The following is a 19,682-nucleotide window of genomic DNA, read 5'->3' as shown; positions in this document are numbered from 1 at the left end:
GGCGGGCAACAAGTTATGACGCAAGAATCGAGAAGTCGAATTTTCCGTCAATGTCCAGTACACCCTCCGCGAAGCCTGGTGTAGTGGTGATGATATGTTTTCTCTCGTAAGAGTGAGACATCAGGTGTTTGTTTGATGTATCCAGAAAATCAGCAATGAAACACACGTTCGCCTTTCCCTTTTTCTTACGAAGACCACGACCAACACGCTGTCGCAGCTCAACTTCGGCTTTGCCACCGCCAGCAATGATAACAGCTCCAACGCTCGGAACGTCTACGCCGACGTCCAGTATTGTAGAGCCGATAAGAACATCGATTTTTCCCGAAGCCAGTTCTGCCAGTTTGGCAGATCGAGTCGCGGCCGATGACTTGCCGTTGATAAAGCTCGCCACCAGCCCGCGCTCTCCCAGCATAGCCTTTAGAATCTGCCCATGCCGTTCATGTCTGACCAACGTCATGCAGCTCAGATTGTGACGCTTAAATTCTTCAGCGGTATCCACTATAGCTCGGTTTCTGGCAAGATTATACGTGATACCTAGCTGATAAGCTTTCTGGTACGCGGTCGACATACTAACTCGGAAGTTAACATGTTTTCCTGTTAATTCCTTGTTTAGAAGCTCGATATCTGGAACGTAACCGATTTTACGATAAAGGAAAACTGGTTTTGCTAAAATACCCTTATCAATCAGATATTTTTCAGACACTTTGATTTCTATTCGACCAGATACAGCCATAAGACGCATGTTGGCCTCAGTGCTATCTTTCATGAAAGGCGTTGCAGTCAGCGCGAGACGATAATCTGCGTTTTTACAGAGACGCGCGATTTCGTAGAAACTCTCGCCGGATGCCTCATGGGCTTCTTCGAGGATCAGCAGTGAGACCTTGGATAGCATTTGCTTTATGAGTTCGCGACGTCGGAGATGAAATTCTTTCTTATCCTTTGACAAATCCGCGGCCGGCTCGCTCAGGAAGCTGGATAATGTCTGGACAGTTGCCACGTTGATGAATCGGGAAAACTTCAATTCACCAGATCCAATGACACCAACCTTTTCATTTTTAAGCCATGGCTCGCCATGGGCGGCTCGATAATCGATGGATTCCTGAAAATTATCAGCCATCTGGAACATTAGCATCGAGCGGGTGGTGATAAACAATGTCATCCTGCCGATCCTCGCTGCGGCTTTGCACGCGATTTGCGATTTCCCGCCACCGGTAGCCACTTGAGCAATCATTCCACCAAACCGAACCAGACGCTCGCAGGTTTCATCCTGATAGGCATAATCCGGGTTGTAGGGGAAAGGGCTTACGACGGGATTTGGGGCGCCGAGAGGTTTGGTAAGCTCTTTCCTCACAAGCGCACATTTAATGCCCAACCGACCAAGATCTGCAGCAACGGCACGAGCGAACCCGGCCGGAAATACGCCATTGGCCCAGCTGAACATTGAACTTTGACCGTTCCAGCCACTGTCGCCGCCACTGTATCTGCCCCCATCCACCTCGTAGCTGAGCATTTTCTGTATTTTCAATTTCACATCGTCATTTGCTCCCTTGACGATGGCATTGACTGCGTCAAACACGATTCTGACTGTCATTTTTTGATTTCCTTCGTGCCTTATTTGTGTTAATTGGGTATTCTATGTAAGTAATCATTTATTATATGGATTGTATCAAAAATATGGACATTAAAATCAGTATTTTGACGGTGGAGACGGCGCTGCTGAGGCCGAATCCCTGGAATACAAATGTGGTTGGCGCTCGAAACTTCGACAAACTGAAAAACTCAATCGACCGACTTGGCTTTTTTAAGCCGATTCTGGTTCGCGAATTGTTGGATGGTACTTACGAAATCCTCGGCGGGGAGCACCGGTGGCGTGCTGCCATTGAGCACGGCATGGCAGCCGTTCCAGTCACCTCCGTCGGTGTGATTGACGACAATACCGCCAAGCAGATGTCACTGGTTGATAATGAGCGCTACGGTGAAGATGATGCCGTCGAGCTGCAGCGCCTTATTGAGAGTATTCAGGCTGAAATTGACTATTCACTGGCAGACATCGCCCCGTATGACGAGGAAATGACTGAAACGCTGGCGCGTGAGTCAAGTGTCGATCTCGAAGAGTTGAGTATGCTGGGCGAGGAAGAAGACCATGCCGCCGAGCCGGATGCTCGCGAGAAGAAAGAGCGTCTAGGTGTTGAGCACCAGACCATGCGCTTCAAAGTGTCATTTGATACAGCAGAGAGCGTGACAGAAGTCATCAAAACTATCATCCGAGAGCAGGGGATTAAAACCGGCAGCGAAATGGAAGACGCTGGCGAGGCTCTGGTGTGGCTAACTCAATATTACAAGGACGTAACCGATGAAAAAGTCGTTTGAGATTCAGTATCTCGACCCGCGCACTCTCATTCCGTATGAGAAAAACGCCAAAAAGCACGATGAGCGCCAGATTAAAGACCTGGCTGCAGCCATCGTCAGTCGTGGATTCGACCAGCCAATCACCGTTGACAAGCATCGTGTAATTATTACCGGCCATGGTCGTCGCGAAGCGGCTCTGGTGGCTGGCTTAGCTCTTGTGCCTGTCATTGTTCGTGACGATCTGTCAGAAAGTGCTGTTCGGGCGAAACGTCTCGAAGACAACCGATTAGCCAGTATCGATTATGACGCCATTCGTATGCAGGAAGAGCTAAACGAACTACTTCAGGATGAAGACGTTGAGATCTACGGATTTGACGACCGGGAGTTGAAGGTGTTTATCGAAGATCTGACCGAAAAAATGGCCGACGATACGTTGATTGACGACTTGAACGAAGAGGCTGAACGTCAGCGCGAAGAGCATAAAGCGATAACGGAAGAAGTTGCTGGTGGCCGAACTCGTATCATCGACATCTTGGGTTTCAAAGACATCCCGACCAGTTGCGCGATCGCTGTTGGTGATTTGCTCGCTCACATGGAAGAGAAAACCGGTCTGATGGGCGAAGCCGCTTTTATTGCCTTTGCGGAGAAGATTTCCGAAGAGGTGGCCGAGTATGAGTAAGTACGTCATCAACGTCTCCTTCAACACGCGAGTCAATAAGACGATCCGCACGCTGGAGATCGCCGAATCTTTCGGGCTTGGTTTGGACGAAAAGGCGTGGACGCTTTATGACAATCTGGAACTGGATATCGAACGCGGTGACGTAGTTTACGTGACCGGTCAGTCCGGTTCCGGCAAATCCGTTGTTCTTCGTGAATTGCAGCGTCTGATGGCTGATGCCGGCCAGCGCGTTGCGTCAATTGACGACTTTGTCTTTGCTGACGACACCAACGTTATCGATCAGTTAGGGAAGACCACCAGCGACGCGCTGGGGCTGCTTTCTATGGCTGGGTTGAATGACGCCTATCTGTTCGTCAGAAAGCCGTCAGAGATGTCCGACGGCCAGAAGTATCGTCTCAAAATCGCCAAGTTAATCGAATCCGGCGCAGATGTCTGGGTTGCCGATGAATTTGGCGCGGTTTTGGATCGAGTGACTGCCCAGGTTGTTGCCTCCAATCTGCAGCGTGCCGCTCGCGCTGTCGGCGCGACGGTCATTGTTGCGACAACGCATGAAGACCTTAAAAATGCTCTGCGCCCATCAGTGCAGATCACCAAACACTACAAAGAGCGTGTGAAGGTGGATTATGAGCATTGATAACAAGGTTTTCCCGATTTATGAGGGCGCCCAGCTGAGGCGCCGTTTTACCACTGAAGAAGAGTGGAAAGACTGGCTGCGTGCGCACGGTGCATATGGTTTCCGTGTGGCCCCGTATTACAGTCGCTGCGTTGTGGTATTTGGCGCAGATCGTTATGTCGAGACGATGAAGCAGCTTTACGGCGTCGACGATAGCGAGTTTATCGGCGACGCTGGTGGCTGGGGGACGGATATGGGTTACTTCGAAGCAGACCGTTCGGTTCACGGCGTTTTCCTGCCTGACGTCCGGGACGAAAAAACGTTATGGCATGAGGCGCTGCATGTTGCCATGTCGACCGCAGAATCGCACGGCGTTCATTTGGTCGATCAGGAGGCCATTACCTATCTGCAGGGGTACATCGCCGAGAAGCTGGATGCTGCATTCAGACAATTCAAGGCTGATAAAAAAGCAGGTGGCTTACCTCCAGTAGAAGCCATCGTGACCCGAGATCCGCATTCCATCCGTCGCGGAGTTTATGGCAGTGTCAAGAAGGTGGTGAAGAGATGACCGACATCATTATCAAACGCCACCGGCCTGAAGAGTTCCCGCGCCACCTGGACTTCATGGAACGCATAGTTGTGAAGAAAGGCACGGTAGACGACTGGAATACGTTGAAAGGCTTGCATTACAAAACTGACGGTAAACCTTTTGCCCCGTCTTATTACCGAGCTGAGCTGGACGGTCGTCTCATCGGTGTTCTGGTCATGGCTTACCCGAAACTTCTACTGGCGCCGCGTCATCGCATGTTCCCGGATATCAAACCGACATCAAATACGCGTGAGGCGAACCAGATTTGGGGTAAGCGTGTGAATCAGGAATTCGCCGTTGTCAGCCGTCTGGTAGCCGATACGCAGTATCGTGGTCTGGGCTTATCGTATCGTTTCATGAATATGGTTTGTCGTATGCACGACAAGCCGATCCTCGAAATTCAGTCGTCAATGAGCAAGTACAACCCGTTCGCTATGAAAGCAGGGTTTAAGTTCATCAAACCAGAAAGACCAAAGTCCTACGAAAGCGCTCTGAAAGTCTTCCAGCGCCATTTTAGAGCTGACCCTGGTGATAACGAGTCTGTGGTGAAAGAACTGCTGAGAATGGCGGAGGGGCGCAGGAAACGTGCATTGCATGATCTGGTTGCGAACTACCACAAAAATTCGTCGCTGGCGAAAGCTGGACGTAACCGCGGGACGACTGTTCAGGACATTGCAGACACACTGACGGACGAAGCGAGCATTGTGAAGCTTCTGAAGGATATTCACACGCTGAGTTTCACCAGTCCGCTCTATGGAGTGTATCGGAACCCGGATTTTGGACGTCAGCTGCCTGACGCTCTGCCACTTCTCGCATTTGATAACCAGCCGCTGGATGCGCCGCTGGATTTAACGAAAATTTTGTAAGGACACACTATGAACCTGACTTCTAAACAAAAAGACGTCATCAAAACCTTGAATCTCGGCTATGAGCGTGGACATCTTCTCGATCTGGACGAGCTGCTGGAGATTTTGCCCTATCGCACAACGAAACAGAGCATTCAGTTTTCGCTGCGTGCGCTGATCAAGAAAGGTCTGGTTGAAAAGCACGACTGTCGGCCGCGGGGCGAAACGCTGCATCAACGTCGCACGCTGGGGTTGACTATTCTTGGTCGAGCAAAAGCGAAAATGCTGCTGGGGTAGTTTAAATGCCTGATTCTGTATGTTTTTAAAAGAAGAACTTCAGAATATATAAATATATAGGAGCCAGGCTCTCTTTTTAGTGTTTTTTGTGTGTTTTTTAAACATATAACCACCAGAAAACAAATTGTTTTAAGGCGTCAGGAAGATGCCGAGTGGTAGTAGAGGGAACTATGACAGAATCCGCAAAAAAACCGCGCCTGTCTCCGGCGCAATGGGCAGAGATTGAGGTTAAGTGGCGCTCAGGCGAATACACCCTATCGATGCTCGAAGAAGAGTACGGGACTCGCTCTGAGACGTTCTCGCGGTACTTCAAAAAGAAAGGTATCGCTAAAGGCTCAGACAGTGTCGGGGAGATGATCCGCGAATCGCTAAAGTCGGATGCGGAAATTCGTGCGCGAGCGCGAGCGCAAAAAGTAGAAAGCAGGAAAGAAGAATATGACAAGTGGGCAATATGGCTGAGCGGTCTCACCATTAATCAGATCGCCACCGCCAAGAAGGAGGGTCGCTCACTTAGTTTAGTTGAAGACGATATCAAGGCTCTTCAGCGTGCTGCCGCTGTCGTTCAGAAGTGCTTCGACGTGTCGAGCCGCGCTCTCGGTCTGGAAAAAGATGACGTTATCACTGACGAAATCCCGAATCTTGTGTTCGGCGAGCTGACTTCAGCCCAGGTAGATGAGCTTAAAAAAATGGACGAGGACAACCTTGTCGATGAAGAGGATCTGTACCTTCCTGATGTAGACGATGAGGGGGAGGAATAATGGCTATTCCATCATCCCTGAGTCTGGTTCAGTTGCATTCGGGGCAGATGAAGGTCTTCAAGTCTCCACATCGTTTTAAGGTTGTTTGCGCCGGTCGACGTTGGGGTAAATCTCGTCTGTCGATCTCCAAAATTATCAAAGCCGCCGCTGCCGATCGTAAGCAGCGCGTTTGGTACGTCGCGCCGACATACCAGATGGCACGTCAGATCCTGTGGGACGACCTGCAGGAAGTTTTGCCTCGCAAATGGATTGCGAAAAAGAACGACACTACGATGACTATCGTCCTGAAAAACGGTAGTGAAATCGCACTGAAGGGTGCAGATAAGCCGGATACGCTTCGCGGTGTTGCGCTGAACTTTGTCGTGCTTGACGAGTTTCAGGACATGAAGCCGGACACCTGGTACAAGGTGCTTCGACCGACGCTGTCATCTACGCGCGGCGGTGCGCTGATCATCGGTACGCCAAAGGGGTTCTCTGAGTTCCATAAGCTGTTCATGATAGGTCAGAACCCTGAGATGCAAGCGAAAGGCTTGTGGAAGAGCTGGCAATTTGTGACGGCGGACTCCCCGTTTGTACCAGACAGCGAAATCGAAGCGGCGAAGAACGATATGGACCCTAAATCGTTCGCGCAGGAGTACCTTGCGTCGTTCGAAAACATGTCTGGGCGCGTATATTACCCGTTCGATCGCAACGTGCATGTCAGGCCGCTACAGTTCAATCCGCGTTTGCCAATCTGGGTTGGTCAGGACTTCAACATCGACCCAATGTCCTCGGTGATCCTGCAACCGCAACCCAATGGTGAGGTCTGGGCGATTGATGAGGTTGTTCTGTTCTCTTCCAACACCTCAGAGGTGTGTGATGAGCTGGAGAGAAGGTACTGGCGCCAGAAAAGCCAGGTTACGGTTTTCCCTGACCCGGCCGGCGCATATCGACAGCACGCTCGCGGTGAGTCTGATGTGGACATCTTCAAGGAGAAGGGGTTCATGCGAGTGGATCACCCGAAGAAGCACCCGCCAATCGCTGACCGTGTTAACGCCGTAAACCGTCTGCTTCTGACCGCTTCAGGCGATGTTCGTCTATACATAGACCCGAAGTGCAAGCACCTGATTGAATCGCTTGAGAAGGTGATTTATAAGCCTGGCGGCCGAGACATTGATAAAACAGGTAACGTCGAGCACAGTGCCGATGCCTTGGGTTATCCAATTCACCGTCGCTTCCCGGTTAAAACTCGTGTTATTCTTGGTGGATCAAGATAAGTAAGTATTTACTAACATAGGAATATGACAAATGGAATTGTCGAACAAAATGATTCAGGATCTGGTGAATCGCCGCCATCCTGATTATGAGCTACGAAAAGCTCATTGGGACTTTATCGCAGCCACCTACGCCGGTGGCCGCACTTGGTTTAAAGATAACATCTTCCGCTACTTTAAGGAGGGTGATGCCGAGTTCAAGGAGCGTCTGGAACGCGCTTACCGGTTTAACCATACCCGCGAAGTCGTGAATCTGATTAATAAATATCTGTTCAAAGAGGACATTCAGCGCTGCGAGGATGATGCCCCGCCGTCAGTGAAGGAGTTCTGGAAGCGAGCAACCCGTCAGAATATGAACATTGATGATTTTATGGTTGAAGTAGACCTCCAGTCTTCAATTTATGGCCGTATCTGGGTGGTTGTTGATAGCACCGTATCGGGCGACATCGAGTCGAAAGAAGACCAGAAAAAGTCTGATGGCCGTGCCTATGCATATTGGGTTTCACCTCAGCAGATGCTGGACTGTGCTTGGGATGAAGAGGGGAATCTGAGTTGGATTCTGATCTGCGAAGTGAGCCGCGACGACGCTGACCCCTTCACCTCATCGGGTAAAGAGTTTCTGCGTTACCGTCTATGGACGAAAGACCACTGGTATCTTTTCCGCGAAGATCGCAAGGGGCAGCGGTCAGGTAGTAGAACGAAAGTTGTTTTGGAAGATACTGGAGAGCACGGTCTCGGCATGGTTCCTGTCTTCCCTGTTGACTGTATGGGTCAGAGCGAATCGCCGTACTTCAGTCCATCACTGATTGACGATATTGCCTATCTCGACCGGGCTGTTGCCAACTATCTGTCTAACCTTGATGCCATCATTCAGGATCAGACATTCTCGCAGCTGGCCATCCCGGTTCAGTCTCTTCTGCCTGGTGATGAGAATCACAAAAAAGTGCTGGAGTTTGGCACGAAGCGCGTTTTCACCTATGACGGCGAAAATGGCGCCCAGCCTTTCTATCTGTCGCCAGACCCAAAACAGGCGAGCATGATCATTTCGACCGTCCAGCAGATCATCAACGAGATTTATCACTCTGTTGGTGTTGCCGGAGAGCGCACGAAGCAGGACAACGCAAAGGGTATCGACAACTCCAGCGGCGCAGCCAAACTGTATGACTTCCAGCGAGTAAATAGTCTACTCATCAATAAATCGAGTCGCCTGCAGCGAGCCGAAGAAATGTTGATGACGCTGGTAACTGCATGGATGGGTGAGAAGATGCCAGAGAGCGAAGAATTGGTCACGTACCCGGAGAGTTTCGACATCCGTGGACTGGTTGATGAATTCGAAGTCGCGAGCAACCTGAAAGATCTGGAAGCGCCAGATTCTGTCCGTCGTTATCAGATGGAAATCCTTATCGATAAAATCTTCCCGAATCTTTCCAAAGGCAAAATGAAGGATATTGAGAAAGATTTATTGCAATTTCCTCCAAAAAATGACGCCTTGGCCCTTGAAAGTAAGTTAGCACTTACTTATGATAAAGATACGGCCCGAGAAAATGGGCAAGAAAAATCCCAAGGAACCGGGAAACCATCACCCAAGAAACCGGGTAATGACGAATAAAAGGATTTACGAATGAAATTATGGCAGTGGATGCAGCTGACCAATACCCATCGCGGGTATATGGATGTTGCAGGTAAAGAAGAGTTAGGTGGCGGCGGTGGCGAAGCATCTGTCGAAGACAAGATCGCCGCACCGGAAGACAAAGGCGATAAGAGCGAAACTACAGCTGACGATCTGGAAGGTCTGAGCGCTGAAGAGCTGATCGCTAAGGTTCGTGAAGAGCGTAAAAACGCCGCGTCTCTGCTGAAAGAGAGCATGAAGCGCAAGAGTAACGAGCAAACTCTGAAAGAAAAACTGGCTAAGTACGGCGATATCGCACCGGAGCGTGCGCTTGAGCTGGTTCAAGCCGAGTCCGCTGCTCAAAAAGCTCGCGAAGACGCTGAGCGTCAGGAGCTTGAGCGCCGCGGTGAATTTGACGCTGTGAAAAAGCAGATGATCGAAGCACACGGAAAAGACCTGGAAGGTCGCGACGCTCGTATTGCTGAACTCGAAGCTGAAATCGCAGGTATGAAGAACAAGTTGGTTGAGAAAACCATCGGTACTTCGTTTGGGGAGTCCCAATTCCTGCGTGAAAAAGTCCTGATGACTCCGGCAAAAGCCCGCGTTATTTACGGCTCTCACTTCGAAATTGGCGAAGACGGTCAGGTAGTTGGTTACGACAAACCAGCTGGCGCGAAAGATCGTGCGGTTCTGGTTGATGGTCAAGGCAACCCGCTGGCATTTGAGAGTGCGATTGAACGCATTCTGCGTGCTGACCCGGAGGCTGATGCTCTGTTGCGCAGTGAAGCGAAACAGGGTGCTCATTCCAAAACCACCACCAAACCGAAACTGAATACCGAAACCAAAAAGTCGACACTGGATAAGTTGACCGCCGGCATCGGTAAATTGAACAAGTAACAAACATCTTAATCATAAGGAAATGAAAGATGCCTTTACTGCGTGAAGAAGCTGAAAAGCTGAGTAATAACGAACTGGAGCAGGGCGTAATCGAGACGATTATCGACCGTGATGACCTGTTCGCAATCCTGCCGTTCTTCAAAGTGAACAGCAAAGCGTACCTGTATAACCGCGAAGCGACTCTGTCCGAAGCCGGTTTCATCGACGTGAACGAAGTTATCCCGGAAGGCGCGGCGACCTTCACCGAGCATACCGCTAAGCTGCGTATTATGGCCGGTGATGTGGACGTTGATAAATTCCTGGCTACCACCATGGATGACACCAACAGCCAGCTGGCAATTCAGATCCGCGCGAAAGTTAAAGGTCTGGCTCGCGCATTCCGCCGCAATCTGATCCAGGGTGATGAAACCGTCAACCCGAAATCCTTTAACGGCATTGCTAAGCTGATGGCTGCTGACCAGCACATCGCGGCTAACGCTTCCATGACCTTCTCCATGCTGGACGAACTCGTCGATGCTGTGAAAGATCTGGGCGCTGACTGCCTGATGGTTCGTTCCGAGCACCTGCGTGCTTACCGTGCGCTGCTGCGTACCGTGAACGCCGGCCCGAGTGAAATCATGGTCGAGAACTTCGGTCGTCCGATGCTGACCCACAACGGCATTCCGTTCATCGTGAACGACTTTATCCCGGTTACTGACGGCGCGGCTCCGATTTACTGCCTGCACATGTCCGAAGAGAACGGCCTGTCCGGTATCTACGGCGGTGACAATGCCGGTATCGTTGTCGAGTCCATCGGCACCGTTCAGGATAAAGACGCAACCCGTACCCGTGTTAAGTGGTACACCGGTCTGGTTAACAAGCATGACAAAGCCATTGCAGCTCTGGGCGGCGTTAAGATTTAATCAGATAAGTAAGTAAATACTTACTTAGCTAATGGGTGGGCTTGCGCCCGCCCTTTTTTTTTGAGGGAAGGATATGCCTGAGCAAAAAATGGAAATCACGGACGAGCAGTTCGCTAATTTCACCGGAACGATGTTTAACACGTCGTTTACCAAATCAGTGTCTGACGCGCCGATGACCGAATATCGCCAGAATCGCCTGACTGCATGTTTCAAGTCTAAGCCATACGTCGATGCAGCCGCTGTCATTCACGTCCAGAGCGTAACGGTTGCCCCGAAGACGGCGACTGTGCTGGTGGGTGATACGGTTCAGTTGGGAGGCTCTATTAAGCCTGATGACGCCACCGACCGCTCTTACCATTGGGTTACTGAAGATTCCGGCATTGCGACCGTCGATGTGTCTGGCCTGGTGACGGGTATCGCTGAAGGCAGTGTGAAGATTCGTCTGGTAGCCAATGACGGCTCTGTATTCGGCGAAGCGGCTATCACCGTAAACAATCCAGAGACAGTCCAAGTTTAACCAAAAGGGCGTCATATGGCGCCCATATTCAGGGATAGAAAATGAAAAGTGCAAAAGTGAAGTTGCTGGAATCGACCTTTAAGGGATACACCGGTCTGCTTTGTGGCGTTCAGTTCGAAGATGGTGTTTCTGTCGAAGAGCTACCGTTTGTGGATCAGCAGCGTATCTGCGCGTCGATGCGTGCGGAAACCGTTGATGGCCGCAATGTTTCGGCAGCTGGCGCTTATAGCGAGCGATACTCCGTTAATGCTGAGGCCGTTAAGGAATATGCCGCAGAGCCAGTGACCAATCTCGTTCGCGGTACTGTCGAGCCTGGTGTTCAGATCTACACGCGTGAAGAGCTTGAGGCTGTCGCTGATAGTGAAGGGATCGCGGGTCTGCGTTTGATTGGTGGGGTAATGGGCGTGAAGGCCAAAGGCATCGTAGAGATGATTGACGGCATTCTGAAAGCACAAGGCGGCGTGTAATGGAGCAGCTTGGCGTTTATAAAGACGGGGATGATGTCACGTTACGCTTTTCTCTCGATGTGATGAGCGCTACCTCAGCCAGTTACTCTGTGAAAGACGCCAGCGGAAATATCGTCACGTCCGGCGTCGATGTCCCTGTCTCTGATGGGCAGATGTTCGTCACTGTCACTGTCCCTGGGGCGATTAACGCTCTGGGTGAGCGTGAACGCGATTTGCGACGCGTTACGCTGTCAGTTGATGCAGGTGGCGCTTTCATTACCAAAGAGCAGCAGTACATCGTTTTACGCAGTTTTGAGCTGTCTGTCCCGAAGCAGTCGTTTATCTCCATTGGCGAAGCGCAGCTGCAGGCGATCGACATGCTTAACGGCGGAAGTTTGCTAACCGGTGGCGAAGGGGACTTGCGACGCCAGCTGATAGAGGCGACGAAGCGCATTAAGTCGATGTCGTTTTCAATTCGTCGGATCTACGACATGGATTGGGATGACTATGATCGCCCTCAGAATATGCTTCAGACGTCGACTCTGCCTTTCCGCTGGGCTGGTCAGTACACCTCCGACATTGTTGATTGGGATAAGCTGACCGACGATGACTTTATGGAGTTTCCAGAAGCCTTTCGGAACGCACTTGCTCTGGCCGTTGTGAATGAAGCCAGTGAGATTGCCGGCGGCAGTGATATTCAGCGTGCGCGTGAGGATGGGATCGTCTCTGAGTCGATTGGTGAAACGACCATGGCTTACCGCCAGGGTAAAGGCGCTGTCTCTATTGTCGCCAAAACGACGTGGAGAATGTTGCTGAAGTACATGGATAACCGCGTCATCGTTCGCAGACAGTAAGGCGGGTCAAATGGATATTGCCTGGCAGGTTGAGGGTGCTCTGTACAAGAAGGGTGGTATGGACTTGTACGGAGAGGCGAAATACGAGTTCGCTGCTCAGATAAAGATGGGCGTAGTTTCGTTCGTTGACAGTATCGATAAAACGTCTGTTCGTGCTGATAGTTCCGCAAGCCGTGGCAAGGCGGAGATTGCGCTGTTTGATGCGGTCTTTATCGTGCCATTGTCGGCGCCGATCGCCAAAGAGGATGTGCTTATCGTTAACGGCAAAAAAATGCGAGTCGAAAGCATCCACCAGCGATGGGGGCTGCGCGGCCGTCCGGGGCATTATGAAGTCGGGGCGAATATATGGGTTTAAACATCAACACGCTGAATCTGAAGAAGGCCCAGAGTCGTCTCAGTAACAGCCAGAAAGCCTATAAACGCGTACTTGTTTCTGAAATGGCAAAGCTGGCTAATGTCGCTCAGAGAATGGCAAGAGCAATGGCCCCGATGGAAACCGGATCTCTTGAAAGTGCCATTTTTGCTCGCGTGGTGAAGACTGGTTACGACAGCTTGCACATCGAAATGAAGGTTGATGAAAGCCGACCAAGACAGAGCAGTGGGGCGGTGAAGGTTAAACCCGGCACTACAGTTGGTGATTATGCGATCTATATGGAAAAGCACAAATACAGCCTCGGTGCCGGTTCTATTCTGAAGCAGATGACGCAGGGGCCGGTAGATACTCGACGGGTTAACGTCGGGCGTCGGTACATGGAAAGAGCCGTCGAATACATTCGAAAGCGGTTTCCTGAAATAGTAGAAAACTCAGCCAGGAAAGCAGGGTTTATAAGGAGACGATGATGTTTGTAGAGGGTCTGGCTTTGTATTTGGCGAAGATGGGGGTTGGCAAAGTCGGCTCCACTATTTTTGCTGATGCAATGCCACAAGATGCCAAAAGCGCCGTGATGGTGACTTCACCAACCAGCGGCATTGAAGTCGATCATGAACTTGCCGGCTTCTATATGGACTCAGTGCTGATTGTTGTGCGTGATATTTCTCTATCAGCCGCACAGAGGAAAATGCAGGTGATAAATGATTTGTTTCCTGTCGACAATGTCACGTCAAAGAGTGTTTTTTTTAGGATGCTTCGACCCATGACACTCCCGATTGTGTATCCCCGAAATGATGGTGCTCTGTTCGAGATTGGGCTTCCTGTGGAATTTGCCGGGTATATGTTGTAACTTTCAGGCCGCTTTGCGCGGCCTTTAATTTTTGTTGTCTGGCCGCTCGAACTAATTGAGTATAAAGAAAAATAAATGGAGTGGTTTTAATGAAAAAAACATTCATCGCATTAACACTTTCAGTGACCTTTCTTGTCACCGGTTGCGGCGAAGACAAAATGAAGGATGAGGCTGTTGAGTTTACGAAAGAAGCGATACTGAAGAAGCTGGCAGACCCGGAGTCGGCGTCCTTTTCTGATATCAAGTTCGTCAACACTAACGCTGAGAAAACGCTCCCTATCGGCGAATATATTGTTTGCGGAAAAGTGAAGGGCAAAGATGCTCATGGAGAGGATTTTGAAACCGAGTTTTCTTCGGATTTGATGCTTGAAGTGTCAAAGTTTAATGACGAAAAAAAGGACTTTATGATCGAAGTTTTGCCTCGGTATAACTTTGACACCGGGATCATTGACCGCAGATACTATGATTATGAAATAGCCTGCTCAAAGGGTGTTGAAGCCTTCAACAAGAATCGTGAAGAAAAGTCCTCATCCAAGTAAATCCTCGTGGGGGAGAGATACCCCCACATCAAAAAGTCTAAGTTGAATTCAAACTCCATCTCGATGTTGTAATATTGAAGTTAGTAAGTATATACTTACTTTCTGTCAAGATGACAAAGCAACGGTAAAAGGAGTTTACCAACAATGGCTAATACCCATGTAAAAAACATCAAATTAGGTGCGTGTGCGGTTTCATTCGCTGGCACCGATCTCGGTTACACCAAGGGCGGCGTAGAGGTAGAAGTCTCTACTGAAACTCTGAAAGTGACCGTAGACCAGCTGGGGCAAACCACGATCTCTGAGTTGATTCAGGGTCGTAACATCAAAGTAACCGTACCACTGGCAGAAAGCGTGCTGGCGAACATGGTTAATCTGATGCCTGGCTCCACCATGTCCACCGACACCAAAACTCTGAGCATCAAATCAGCACAGGGGGTAAACCTGGTTGACGTAGCGCAGCAGCTGATCCTGACCCCGCAGGACGGCACCGACTTCATTCTGACTCTGCCGAAGGCCGCTACTGGCGGTAACTTCACCATGGCGTATAAGTCTGATGACGTTCGTGTGTTCTCTGTGGAGTTCAATGCGTACCCAGATGATACCGGCGTTTTGGGAACTCTTTCTGCCCCAAAGTAGCAGTGACGGGCGTGACCGTCGCGCCGACTTCAGTATCGGTCAAAGTGGGTGCAACAGCTGCGCTGACTAAGACGATTACCCCGTCAAACGCAGATGAGCAAGGTGGGACATGGACTTCGAGCAACCCAGCTATCGCAACCGTCGACGCCAATGGCGTTGTGAGGGGTGTAGCGACAGGTAGTGCGAAGATTACGTTTACCACTAAGGACGGCTCAATTGTGTCTTCACAAGTGACCGTAACCGTAACCGCTGCTTCTTAATAGCAGTCTGTAAGAGGGTTCAGGAGAACCCTCTGTTTAAAAGGATTTTTGAAATGACTAAGTTACTGGATCTGGATTCCATTCTTCCGCCGAAAAAAGAAATCAAAGTGGCTGGAAAAACCTATGCCGTCGCGGAAATGACTGTCGGTCTGTTCGCCAAAGTAAAAGCCTTTGAAGGCAAAGACATCGAAGCTATGTCAATGCTGGATCAGGTTGAAGCTTATGCCGAACTGGTGGCCGAAGTCATTCCTGACGTACCAAAGGAAGTGATTAATCGTCTGCGCATCCCGCAGCTGCAGCAGATCTTTTCTTTCGCCATGGAACAGGCAGAGGAAGAGAACGAAGCCGCGGCCGGAGAAGACGTAAAGTAATTTCCCGCGAAGAGGAATCCGGCGTCGTCACTGTCTCGATAGACTTCGGATTCTATTTCAGCCGAGTTATTGCTTATTACGCCATTCCGCCGCGAGAGATTCTAAAGCTGCCGCTGGCAACCTTCTGGATGCTTAGCCGCAACATAGACCGCCTAAAAGCCGAGGATGATCTGAGAGTATTCCAGGTGTCACGGCTTTCTCAGGCGGGGGCGGAAGACGCTACGGCGTTTATGGAGGGTTTGCAATACCGGATAGGAAGACCAGTCGTAACCGATAAAGTCTACGATCCATCGAAAGCAAAAGCAGACCCTGACGCCAAAGAGCAATTAATGGAAATCTTTGGAAAAATAGGATAAGGGAATGTCCGATATTGTAGATTTTAAATTGACGTTGAATGACAAGGAGTTTTCAACGTCAATTAAAAACGCGGGAAATTTGTTAGAGACATTCGGTAAAACGGCCTCTAATAACTCCAAAAAAATGTCCTCTCTTGAACGGTCTGTCGTCGCCACAGGCCGTTCGTTTTCAGTTCTAAGCGTCTCCCTTGGTAAAGGCGCGGACAAAATGGAAGACTTTGCGGCCGGCACTGAACTAGCCAGCCAAAGTCTTCGAGCCATCCGTGAAAACATCGCCGCCATCAACCGTAGTCTGTCCGTCTTCTCGACGAGAGTAGATCAGACCAGCGGTAAAGTTGGTGCGCTGACTTCTGTACTGAAGAAGGCTCAGTCTGAGCTTTTGGATTTCGCTGATTTCGCGGATCACGCCGGCAAATCTGCCAAAAGCTTCTCAAACCATGCCTCAGACATGGGTAACACCACATCGTCACTGAACCGCCGTTTGTCGAACACCAGCAAAGTATTAGATCGCTGGAAAGGGACAACTGACAAAGCGGCAGACGGGCTTAAAAACGTTCGTGACCAGATGGATGCCGTCATCGATCGCCAGAAATCACTGAGTGGGAGAATCCTTGGTGGCGGTCGAGTAGGTGGCTCTGGCGGTGGCTCTGGCGGTAGCAGAGGTAATTCGGGTGGCGGTCATGGACGCTCTGAGAACGGTTTGTTCGAAGGGCTGCGAGGCAATATTTTCCTTCTGGGGGAAATTGGCGACGCTGCTCGAACCGTTAAAGAAATGCTGTTCGGATGGCAACAGCCGCTGATCGAAGCCATGAGCAAGATGCAAAACACGCGCATCTTACTGCAGGGTCTGGAGAAGGACGCAAAGAATCCGCAGGATGCTGCCGAGAAAGACATGAACTTCATCATGGGGCTTTCGGAAAAGGTTCACGTTTCGCTCGATGCAGTATCTGATGCATTCGTGAAACTGAAGTCTGGCGGTATCGATCCAACGACGGGATCGCTAAATGCTCTGGTTAACTCCGTAGCTCAGTTTGGTGGTGATTCGGAAATCCTGAAGCGCGCGGCGATAGCGATTCAGCAGATGTCGGGCAAAGGCGTTATCTCTATGGAAGAGTTGCGTCAGCAGTTGGGTGAGGCTGTTCCTACTGCAATGCAGTCGATGGCCGACACTATGGGCGTCAGCATGGCGAAGCTCGTCAAAGACGTTTCTTTGGGAACCGTTGAGGCGAAGTCTGCTCTTGATATGCTTTTCCTCGGCATGGAGATTGATAGCGCCGGCGCGGCAGATCGTCTGTCTCATTCGTTTACCGGCGCATTGGCTCAGATGCAGACGGCATTTATGCGCTTTTCCGATAATATGGCGAAGGGCGGGTATCTCGACGCATTGTCCGATGGCTTAAAGCAGCTATCGACTTATCTAAACACAACCGAAGGTCAGTTATTCGCCTACAACTTCGGCCAGGGCATGACTGCTATCGTTAAGACATTGACGGAAATGGCCTCGTGGATTGGGAAGAATATTGAGCTGGTCAAAACCATTGCTCAAATTGTCGGCTTAGGCATGGGTTTCAAACTTTTGAAAACCATCGTTACCGGTTCACTAGGCACTGCTCTGGAGATGTTCTCTTCATTGAACAAGTCTCTTGGTCTGGCGACCAAAGGGGTGACGAGTTTCCTCTCGGTAACAGGCAAAATAGTTCAGGATATTCGCAACTTCGGTTTGTTTGCTGCTGCGGTGATTAACATCACAGAGGCCATTCGCGGCGCAAAAACTGCGTGGTTGGCGTTTACAGCTGTTTTGCAATTTAACCCTATCATCATCGGTATCACCGCTGTTGTTGGTGTTGTGGCTCTTCTGGCGTCGACGTTTGAGAGTGTTTCAGAGAAAGCATCTGATGCGCTTGAGAAGATTAAGGCCGTCCCGGAAGCGATGGGGAAAAATGAACAGGCTGCTCTTACTGCAAGGTTAAACCAGCTCGACATAGAAGAGGCGGATTATAAGCGCCGTAAGAGCATTTATATGTCTTCGACGCCAGAGCAGCAAAAAGGGTTGGCGAAGAGCGATAAGTTCAACATTGATAACATTAATGCCGGCCTGAAGGATGTGCAAAGTCAGCGTCAGGACATCCAGAACGCCATGGGTGGGGCGGTGGTTGCTGTTGCCAGTAAAGAGATTTCTCGCAACCTGCAGTCAGGTCTGAAGAAGATCGATGACCAGTTCACGAAAGACGCCGCCTCTCTTTCAAAATCTGCTAAGGATTATCGTGATCGCTCTGATGCTATCAGTAATGATAAGTCACTAAGCAAAGATGAGAAAAGTAGTCAACTGGAGAAGTTGAACGCTGACCGTCAAAAGAAACTGGTCGACGCGACTCAGAAGCGCTTAGACGGTTATCAGAATCTGGTAAAAACGCTTCAAGATCAGAAGGCCAGTGTAGAGAGTCAGCTGAAGAGTGAAAGCTTGACGGCTGAGCAGAAAAAGACGCTCGATACAAAAAATATCGCACTGTCTAAGCAAATTAACGATCTGAACAACAATCAGGTTCAGATGGCGCAAGCAGATCTCGACCGTGCAAAAAAATCGATGTCTGGTGATACGCCGAAGCTGAGCACTCAGACGAAGACGGGCGATCGCATAAAGCTTATCACGGACAACGCGGGCAAAAAGGTTGGTGATTTCGTCAATCCAGATACAGGCGAAGCGCTGCGAGACCTTCTCGGGAATGTGATCACCGGCCAGAACCAGATGAGCGTAAACCAGCGCTATCTCTCGGCTGTAGGCGATAAGAAATTTGACGACCTGAGTCGATCTGAGCAGAACTCGATTAAAAAGGGTCTTGCCGATGCGGCTAAGGCCGACAAAATCGCCGCGGACAAGCGCCTTCAGAGCGCCAATATTGCTGCCTCTAAGCAGCAAAGTATTGATGCGATGGTAGCTAAGGCCAATCAGCAGGTCGTTTCCAGCGCGAACGAGTTGGCCGGTCAGTTGGGTCTTACGTCTAAGGCAAGTGCAAGCTTCGACGAGTCGGTTAAAAAAACACTGAGTCAAATCGATAACGCGTTGAAGGATCAGGACATCAACGGCAAAGCCTTGCCGCCAAACTCTCGATTCACCGACGACCAGAAGCGCCAGATGATTCGTGATCGCGATTTCATCAAAGCCAATGCAGCGGACTACTCTCAGCGTCTTGACCGCGATTCTGCTGAACAGACAGTGTCGAAATTCACTACGACGACCAGCGGGATTATGTCGTCGGTTGATGGTGCTAATCGACAGGCTGCGATGGCTAAGTGGATGGAAGACTATCAGCGCGACATCAAGACACTTCAGAGTTATATCGCAACGACTCAGTCGGATGTAATGAAGGATGTGTACCAGCGCAGTCTGAAAGCGATGAGAGAAGGTGGTAGTCGTGCCTTTATCGAGCAGTTTGGGACTGAAACGCAGAAGATGGCGCTGGAGTACGAAGACGTCGCCGGTCAAATTGAGACCGTGTGGAGTAATGCGTTCTCCAGTATGACGGACACGATTACCGACTTCATTATGGACGGCAAGGCTAGTTTCAGTGATTTTGCAAGATCGATCGTCAAAGACATAGCCAGCATCAGGTGTTCGGAAAGCTCTTTATGATCGGTGCGCATTTCCAGCTCGATGCGGCTGTCGAGGTCGCGATCCAGCGAGCCGTCGGCGC

21 protein-coding genes and 3 pseudogenes are annotated in these 19,682 nt (G+C 50.2%); 22 read left to right on the top strand and 2 right to left on the bottom strand.

The window, feature by feature from the left end; all coding sequences use genetic code 11:
- Nucleotides 1–13 precede the first annotated feature (13 nt).
- Complete coding sequence (locus HMPREF9538_RS15425) at nt 14–1,591, bottom strand: DEAD/DEAH box helicase (protein ID WP_009484949.1); 1,578 nt, start codon at nt 1,589–1,591, stop codon at nt 14–16.
- Nucleotides 1,592–1,656: 65 nt separating this feature from the next.
- On the opposite strand from HMPREF9538_RS15425, the gene HMPREF9538_RS15430 reads away from it, so the two are divergent.
- The 22 genes and pseudogenes from HMPREF9538_RS15430 to HMPREF9538_RS15535 all read left to right on the top strand — a co-directional run.
- Nucleotides 1,657–2,370 (top strand): ParB/RepB/Spo0J family partition protein, encoded by a 714-nt coding sequence (locus HMPREF9538_RS15430; protein ID WP_009484948.1) that lies wholly within the window; start codon nt 1,657–1,659, stop codon nt 2,368–2,370.
- Nucleotides 2,354–3,028 carry a ParB/Srx family N-terminal domain-containing protein gene (locus HMPREF9538_RS15435; protein WP_009484947.1) on the top strand — a complete coding sequence of 225 codons (675 nt, stop codon included), beginning with the start codon at nt 2,354–2,356 and terminating at the stop codon, nt 3,026–3,028. The genes HMPREF9538_RS15430 and HMPREF9538_RS15435 overlap by 17 nt, the downstream gene beginning before the upstream one ends.
- Nucleotides 3,021–3,662, top strand: coding sequence for an ATP-binding cassette domain-containing protein (locus HMPREF9538_RS15440; RefSeq protein ID WP_009484946.1), 642 nt, complete (start codon nt 3,021–3,023; stop codon nt 3,660–3,662). Before HMPREF9538_RS15435 ends, HMPREF9538_RS15440 begins: the two co-directional genes overlap by 8 nt.
- Nucleotides 3,652–4,209, top strand: a complete 558-nt coding sequence (locus HMPREF9538_RS15445) for a hypothetical protein (protein WP_009484945.1) — start codon at nt 3,652–3,654, stop codon at nt 4,207–4,209. The genes HMPREF9538_RS15440 and HMPREF9538_RS15445 overlap by 11 nt, the downstream gene beginning before the upstream one ends.
- On the top strand, nt 4,206–5,096 hold the full coding sequence (locus tag HMPREF9538_RS15450) for a hypothetical protein (RefSeq protein WP_009484944.1): 891 nt from the start codon (nt 4,206–4,208) through the stop codon (nt 5,094–5,096). The genes HMPREF9538_RS15445 and HMPREF9538_RS15450 overlap by 4 nt, the downstream gene beginning before the upstream one ends.
- Before the next feature lie 9 nt (nt 5,097–5,105).
- Nucleotides 5,106–5,372 carry a hypothetical protein gene (locus HMPREF9538_RS15455; protein ID WP_009484943.1) on the top strand — a complete coding sequence of 89 codons (267 nt, stop codon included), beginning with the start codon at nt 5,106–5,108 and terminating at the stop codon, nt 5,370–5,372.
- 170 nt (nt 5,373–5,542) lie between these two features.
- Nucleotides 5,543–6,130: a hypothetical protein gene (locus HMPREF9538_RS15460; RefSeq protein WP_009484942.1), complete on the top strand. Its 588-nt coding sequence runs from the start codon at nt 5,543–5,545 to the stop codon at nt 6,128–6,130.
- Nucleotides 6,130–7,386 (top strand): phage terminase large subunit, encoded by a 1,257-nt coding sequence (locus HMPREF9538_RS15465; RefSeq protein ID WP_009484941.1) that lies wholly within the window; start codon nt 6,130–6,132, stop codon nt 7,384–7,386. The genes HMPREF9538_RS15460 and HMPREF9538_RS15465 overlap by 1 nt, the downstream gene beginning before the upstream one ends.
- Before the next feature lie 31 nt (nt 7,387–7,417).
- A complete protein-coding gene (locus HMPREF9538_RS15470) occupies nt 7,418–8,992 on the top strand; it encodes a phage portal protein (RefSeq protein WP_009484940.1) in 1,575 nt (524 codons plus the stop codon).
- 12 nt (nt 8,993–9,004) lie between these two features.
- Nucleotides 9,005–9,889, top strand: coding sequence for a DUF6651 domain-containing protein (locus HMPREF9538_RS15475; RefSeq protein ID WP_009484939.1), 885 nt, complete (start codon nt 9,005–9,007; stop codon nt 9,887–9,889).
- A gap of 29 nt (nt 9,890–9,918) precedes the next feature.
- The gene (locus tag HMPREF9538_RS15480; RefSeq protein ID WP_009484938.1) at nt 9,919–10,791 is read left to right on the top strand and encodes a major capsid protein; all 873 of its coding nucleotides are present in this window, start codon (nt 9,919–9,921) and stop codon (nt 10,789–10,791) included.
- Nucleotides 10,792–10,864: 73 nt separating this feature from the next.
- Complete coding sequence (locus HMPREF9538_RS15485; RefSeq protein WP_009484937.1) at nt 10,865–11,308, top strand: Ig-like domain-containing protein; 444 nt, start codon at nt 10,865–10,867, stop codon at nt 11,306–11,308.
- A 41-nt stretch (nt 11,309–11,349) separates the two neighbouring features.
- Complete coding sequence (locus HMPREF9538_RS15490) at nt 11,350–11,775, top strand: hypothetical protein (RefSeq protein WP_009484936.1); 426 nt, start codon at nt 11,350–11,352, stop codon at nt 11,773–11,775.
- A complete protein-coding gene (locus tag HMPREF9538_RS15495; protein WP_009484935.1) occupies nt 11,775–12,608 on the top strand; it encodes a hypothetical protein in 834 nt (277 codons plus the stop codon). Before HMPREF9538_RS15490 ends, HMPREF9538_RS15495 begins: the two co-directional genes overlap by 1 nt.
- Before the next feature lie 10 nt (nt 12,609–12,618).
- Nucleotides 12,619–12,963 carry a hypothetical protein gene (locus tag HMPREF9538_RS15500; protein WP_009484934.1) on the top strand — a complete coding sequence of 115 codons (345 nt, stop codon included), beginning with the start codon at nt 12,619–12,621 and terminating at the stop codon, nt 12,961–12,963.
- Nucleotides 12,954–13,448: a hypothetical protein gene (locus HMPREF9538_RS15505; protein ID WP_009484933.1), complete on the top strand. Its 495-nt coding sequence runs from the start codon at nt 12,954–12,956 to the stop codon at nt 13,446–13,448. The genes HMPREF9538_RS15500 and HMPREF9538_RS15505 overlap by 10 nt, the downstream gene beginning before the upstream one ends.
- Nucleotides 13,445–13,828: a phage tail terminator protein gene (locus tag HMPREF9538_RS15510; protein ID WP_009484932.1), complete on the top strand. Its 384-nt coding sequence runs from the start codon at nt 13,445–13,447 to the stop codon at nt 13,826–13,828. Before HMPREF9538_RS15505 ends, HMPREF9538_RS15510 begins: the two co-directional genes overlap by 4 nt.
- Before the next feature lie 89 nt (nt 13,829–13,917).
- A complete protein-coding gene (locus tag HMPREF9538_RS15515) occupies nt 13,918–14,367 on the top strand; it encodes a hypothetical protein (RefSeq protein ID WP_009484931.1) in 450 nt (149 codons plus the stop codon).
- 144 nt (nt 14,368–14,511) lie between these two features.
- A pseudogene (locus tag HMPREF9538_RS15520) lies at nt 14,512–15,263 on the top strand (Ig-like domain-containing protein).
- A gap of 53 nt (nt 15,264–15,316) precedes the next feature.
- Nucleotides 15,317–15,634 carry a hypothetical protein gene (locus HMPREF9538_RS15525; protein ID WP_009484929.1) on the top strand — a complete coding sequence of 106 codons (318 nt, stop codon included), beginning with the start codon at nt 15,317–15,319 and terminating at the stop codon, nt 15,632–15,634.
- A gap of 128 nt (nt 15,635–15,762) precedes the next feature.
- On the top strand, nt 15,763–15,990 hold the full coding sequence (locus HMPREF9538_RS33200; protein WP_009484928.1) for a hypothetical protein: 228 nt from the start codon (nt 15,763–15,765) through the stop codon (nt 15,988–15,990).
- Nucleotides 15,991–15,994: 4 nt separating this feature from the next.
- A pseudogene (locus tag HMPREF9538_RS15535) lies at nt 15,995–19,537 on the top strand (tape measure protein); the annotation flags it as partial.
- Between the two features lie 23 nt (nt 19,538–19,560).
- On the opposite strand, the pseudogene HMPREF9538_RS32830 reads toward HMPREF9538_RS15535, so the two are convergent.
- A pseudogene (locus HMPREF9538_RS32830) lies at nt 19,561–19,682 on the bottom strand (hypothetical protein); the annotation flags it as partial.

Source organism: Klebsiella sp. MS 92-3, assembly GCF_000195655.1.
Lineage (GTDB): Bacteria > Pseudomonadota > Gammaproteobacteria > Enterobacterales > Enterobacteriaceae > Klebsiella > Klebsiella pneumoniae.
This window is presented reverse-complemented; position numbering and strand designations above follow the sequence as displayed.

Bases quoted from the DNA above. Each gene is read 5' to 3' on its own strand.
- HMPREF9538_RS15425 (WP_009484949.1), bottom strand. From the start codon at position 1,591: ATGACAGTCAGAATCGTGTTTGACGCAGTCAATGCCATCGTCAAGGGA.
- HMPREF9538_RS15430 (WP_009484948.1), top strand. From the start codon at position 1,657: ATGGATTGTATCAAAAATATGGACATTAAAATCAGTATTTTGACGGTG.
- HMPREF9538_RS15435 (WP_009484947.1), top strand. From the start codon at position 2,354: ATGAAAAAGTCGTTTGAGATTCAGTATCTCGACCCGCGCACTCTCATT.
- HMPREF9538_RS15440 (WP_009484946.1), top strand. From the start codon at position 3,021: ATGAGTAAGTACGTCATCAACGTCTCCTTCAACACGCGAGTCAATAAG.
- HMPREF9538_RS15445 (WP_009484945.1), top strand. From the start codon at position 3,652: ATGAGCATTGATAACAAGGTTTTCCCGATTTATGAGGGCGCCCAGCTG.
- HMPREF9538_RS15450 (WP_009484944.1), top strand. From the start codon at position 4,206: ATGACCGACATCATTATCAAACGCCACCGGCCTGAAGAGTTCCCGCGC.
- HMPREF9538_RS15455 (WP_009484943.1), top strand. From the start codon at position 5,106: ATGAACCTGACTTCTAAACAAAAAGACGTCATCAAAACCTTGAATCTC.
- HMPREF9538_RS15460 (WP_009484942.1), top strand. From the start codon at position 5,543: ATGACAGAATCCGCAAAAAAACCGCGCCTGTCTCCGGCGCAATGGGCA.
- HMPREF9538_RS15465 (WP_009484941.1), top strand. From the start codon at position 6,130: ATGGCTATTCCATCATCCCTGAGTCTGGTTCAGTTGCATTCGGGGCAG.
- HMPREF9538_RS15470 (WP_009484940.1), top strand. From the start codon at position 7,418: ATGGAATTGTCGAACAAAATGATTCAGGATCTGGTGAATCGCCGCCAT.
- HMPREF9538_RS15475 (WP_009484939.1), top strand. From the start codon at position 9,005: ATGAAATTATGGCAGTGGATGCAGCTGACCAATACCCATCGCGGGTAT.
- HMPREF9538_RS15480 (WP_009484938.1), top strand. From the start codon at position 9,919: ATGCCTTTACTGCGTGAAGAAGCTGAAAAGCTGAGTAATAACGAACTG.
- HMPREF9538_RS15485 (WP_009484937.1), top strand. From the start codon at position 10,865: ATGCCTGAGCAAAAAATGGAAATCACGGACGAGCAGTTCGCTAATTTC.
- HMPREF9538_RS15490 (WP_009484936.1), top strand. From the start codon at position 11,350: ATGAAAAGTGCAAAAGTGAAGTTGCTGGAATCGACCTTTAAGGGATAC.
- HMPREF9538_RS15495 (WP_009484935.1), top strand. From the start codon at position 11,775: ATGGAGCAGCTTGGCGTTTATAAAGACGGGGATGATGTCACGTTACGC.
- HMPREF9538_RS15500 (WP_009484934.1), top strand. From the start codon at position 12,619: ATGGATATTGCCTGGCAGGTTGAGGGTGCTCTGTACAAGAAGGGTGGT.
- HMPREF9538_RS15505 (WP_009484933.1), top strand. From the start codon at position 12,954: ATGGGTTTAAACATCAACACGCTGAATCTGAAGAAGGCCCAGAGTCGT.
- HMPREF9538_RS15510 (WP_009484932.1), top strand. From the start codon at position 13,445: ATGATGTTTGTAGAGGGTCTGGCTTTGTATTTGGCGAAGATGGGGGTT.
- HMPREF9538_RS15515 (WP_009484931.1), top strand. From the start codon at position 13,918: ATGAAAAAAACATTCATCGCATTAACACTTTCAGTGACCTTTCTTGTC.
- HMPREF9538_RS15525 (WP_009484929.1), top strand. From the start codon at position 15,317: ATGACTAAGTTACTGGATCTGGATTCCATTCTTCCGCCGAAAAAAGAA.
- HMPREF9538_RS33200 (WP_009484928.1), top strand. From the start codon at position 15,763: ATGCTTAGCCGCAACATAGACCGCCTAAAAGCCGAGGATGATCTGAGA.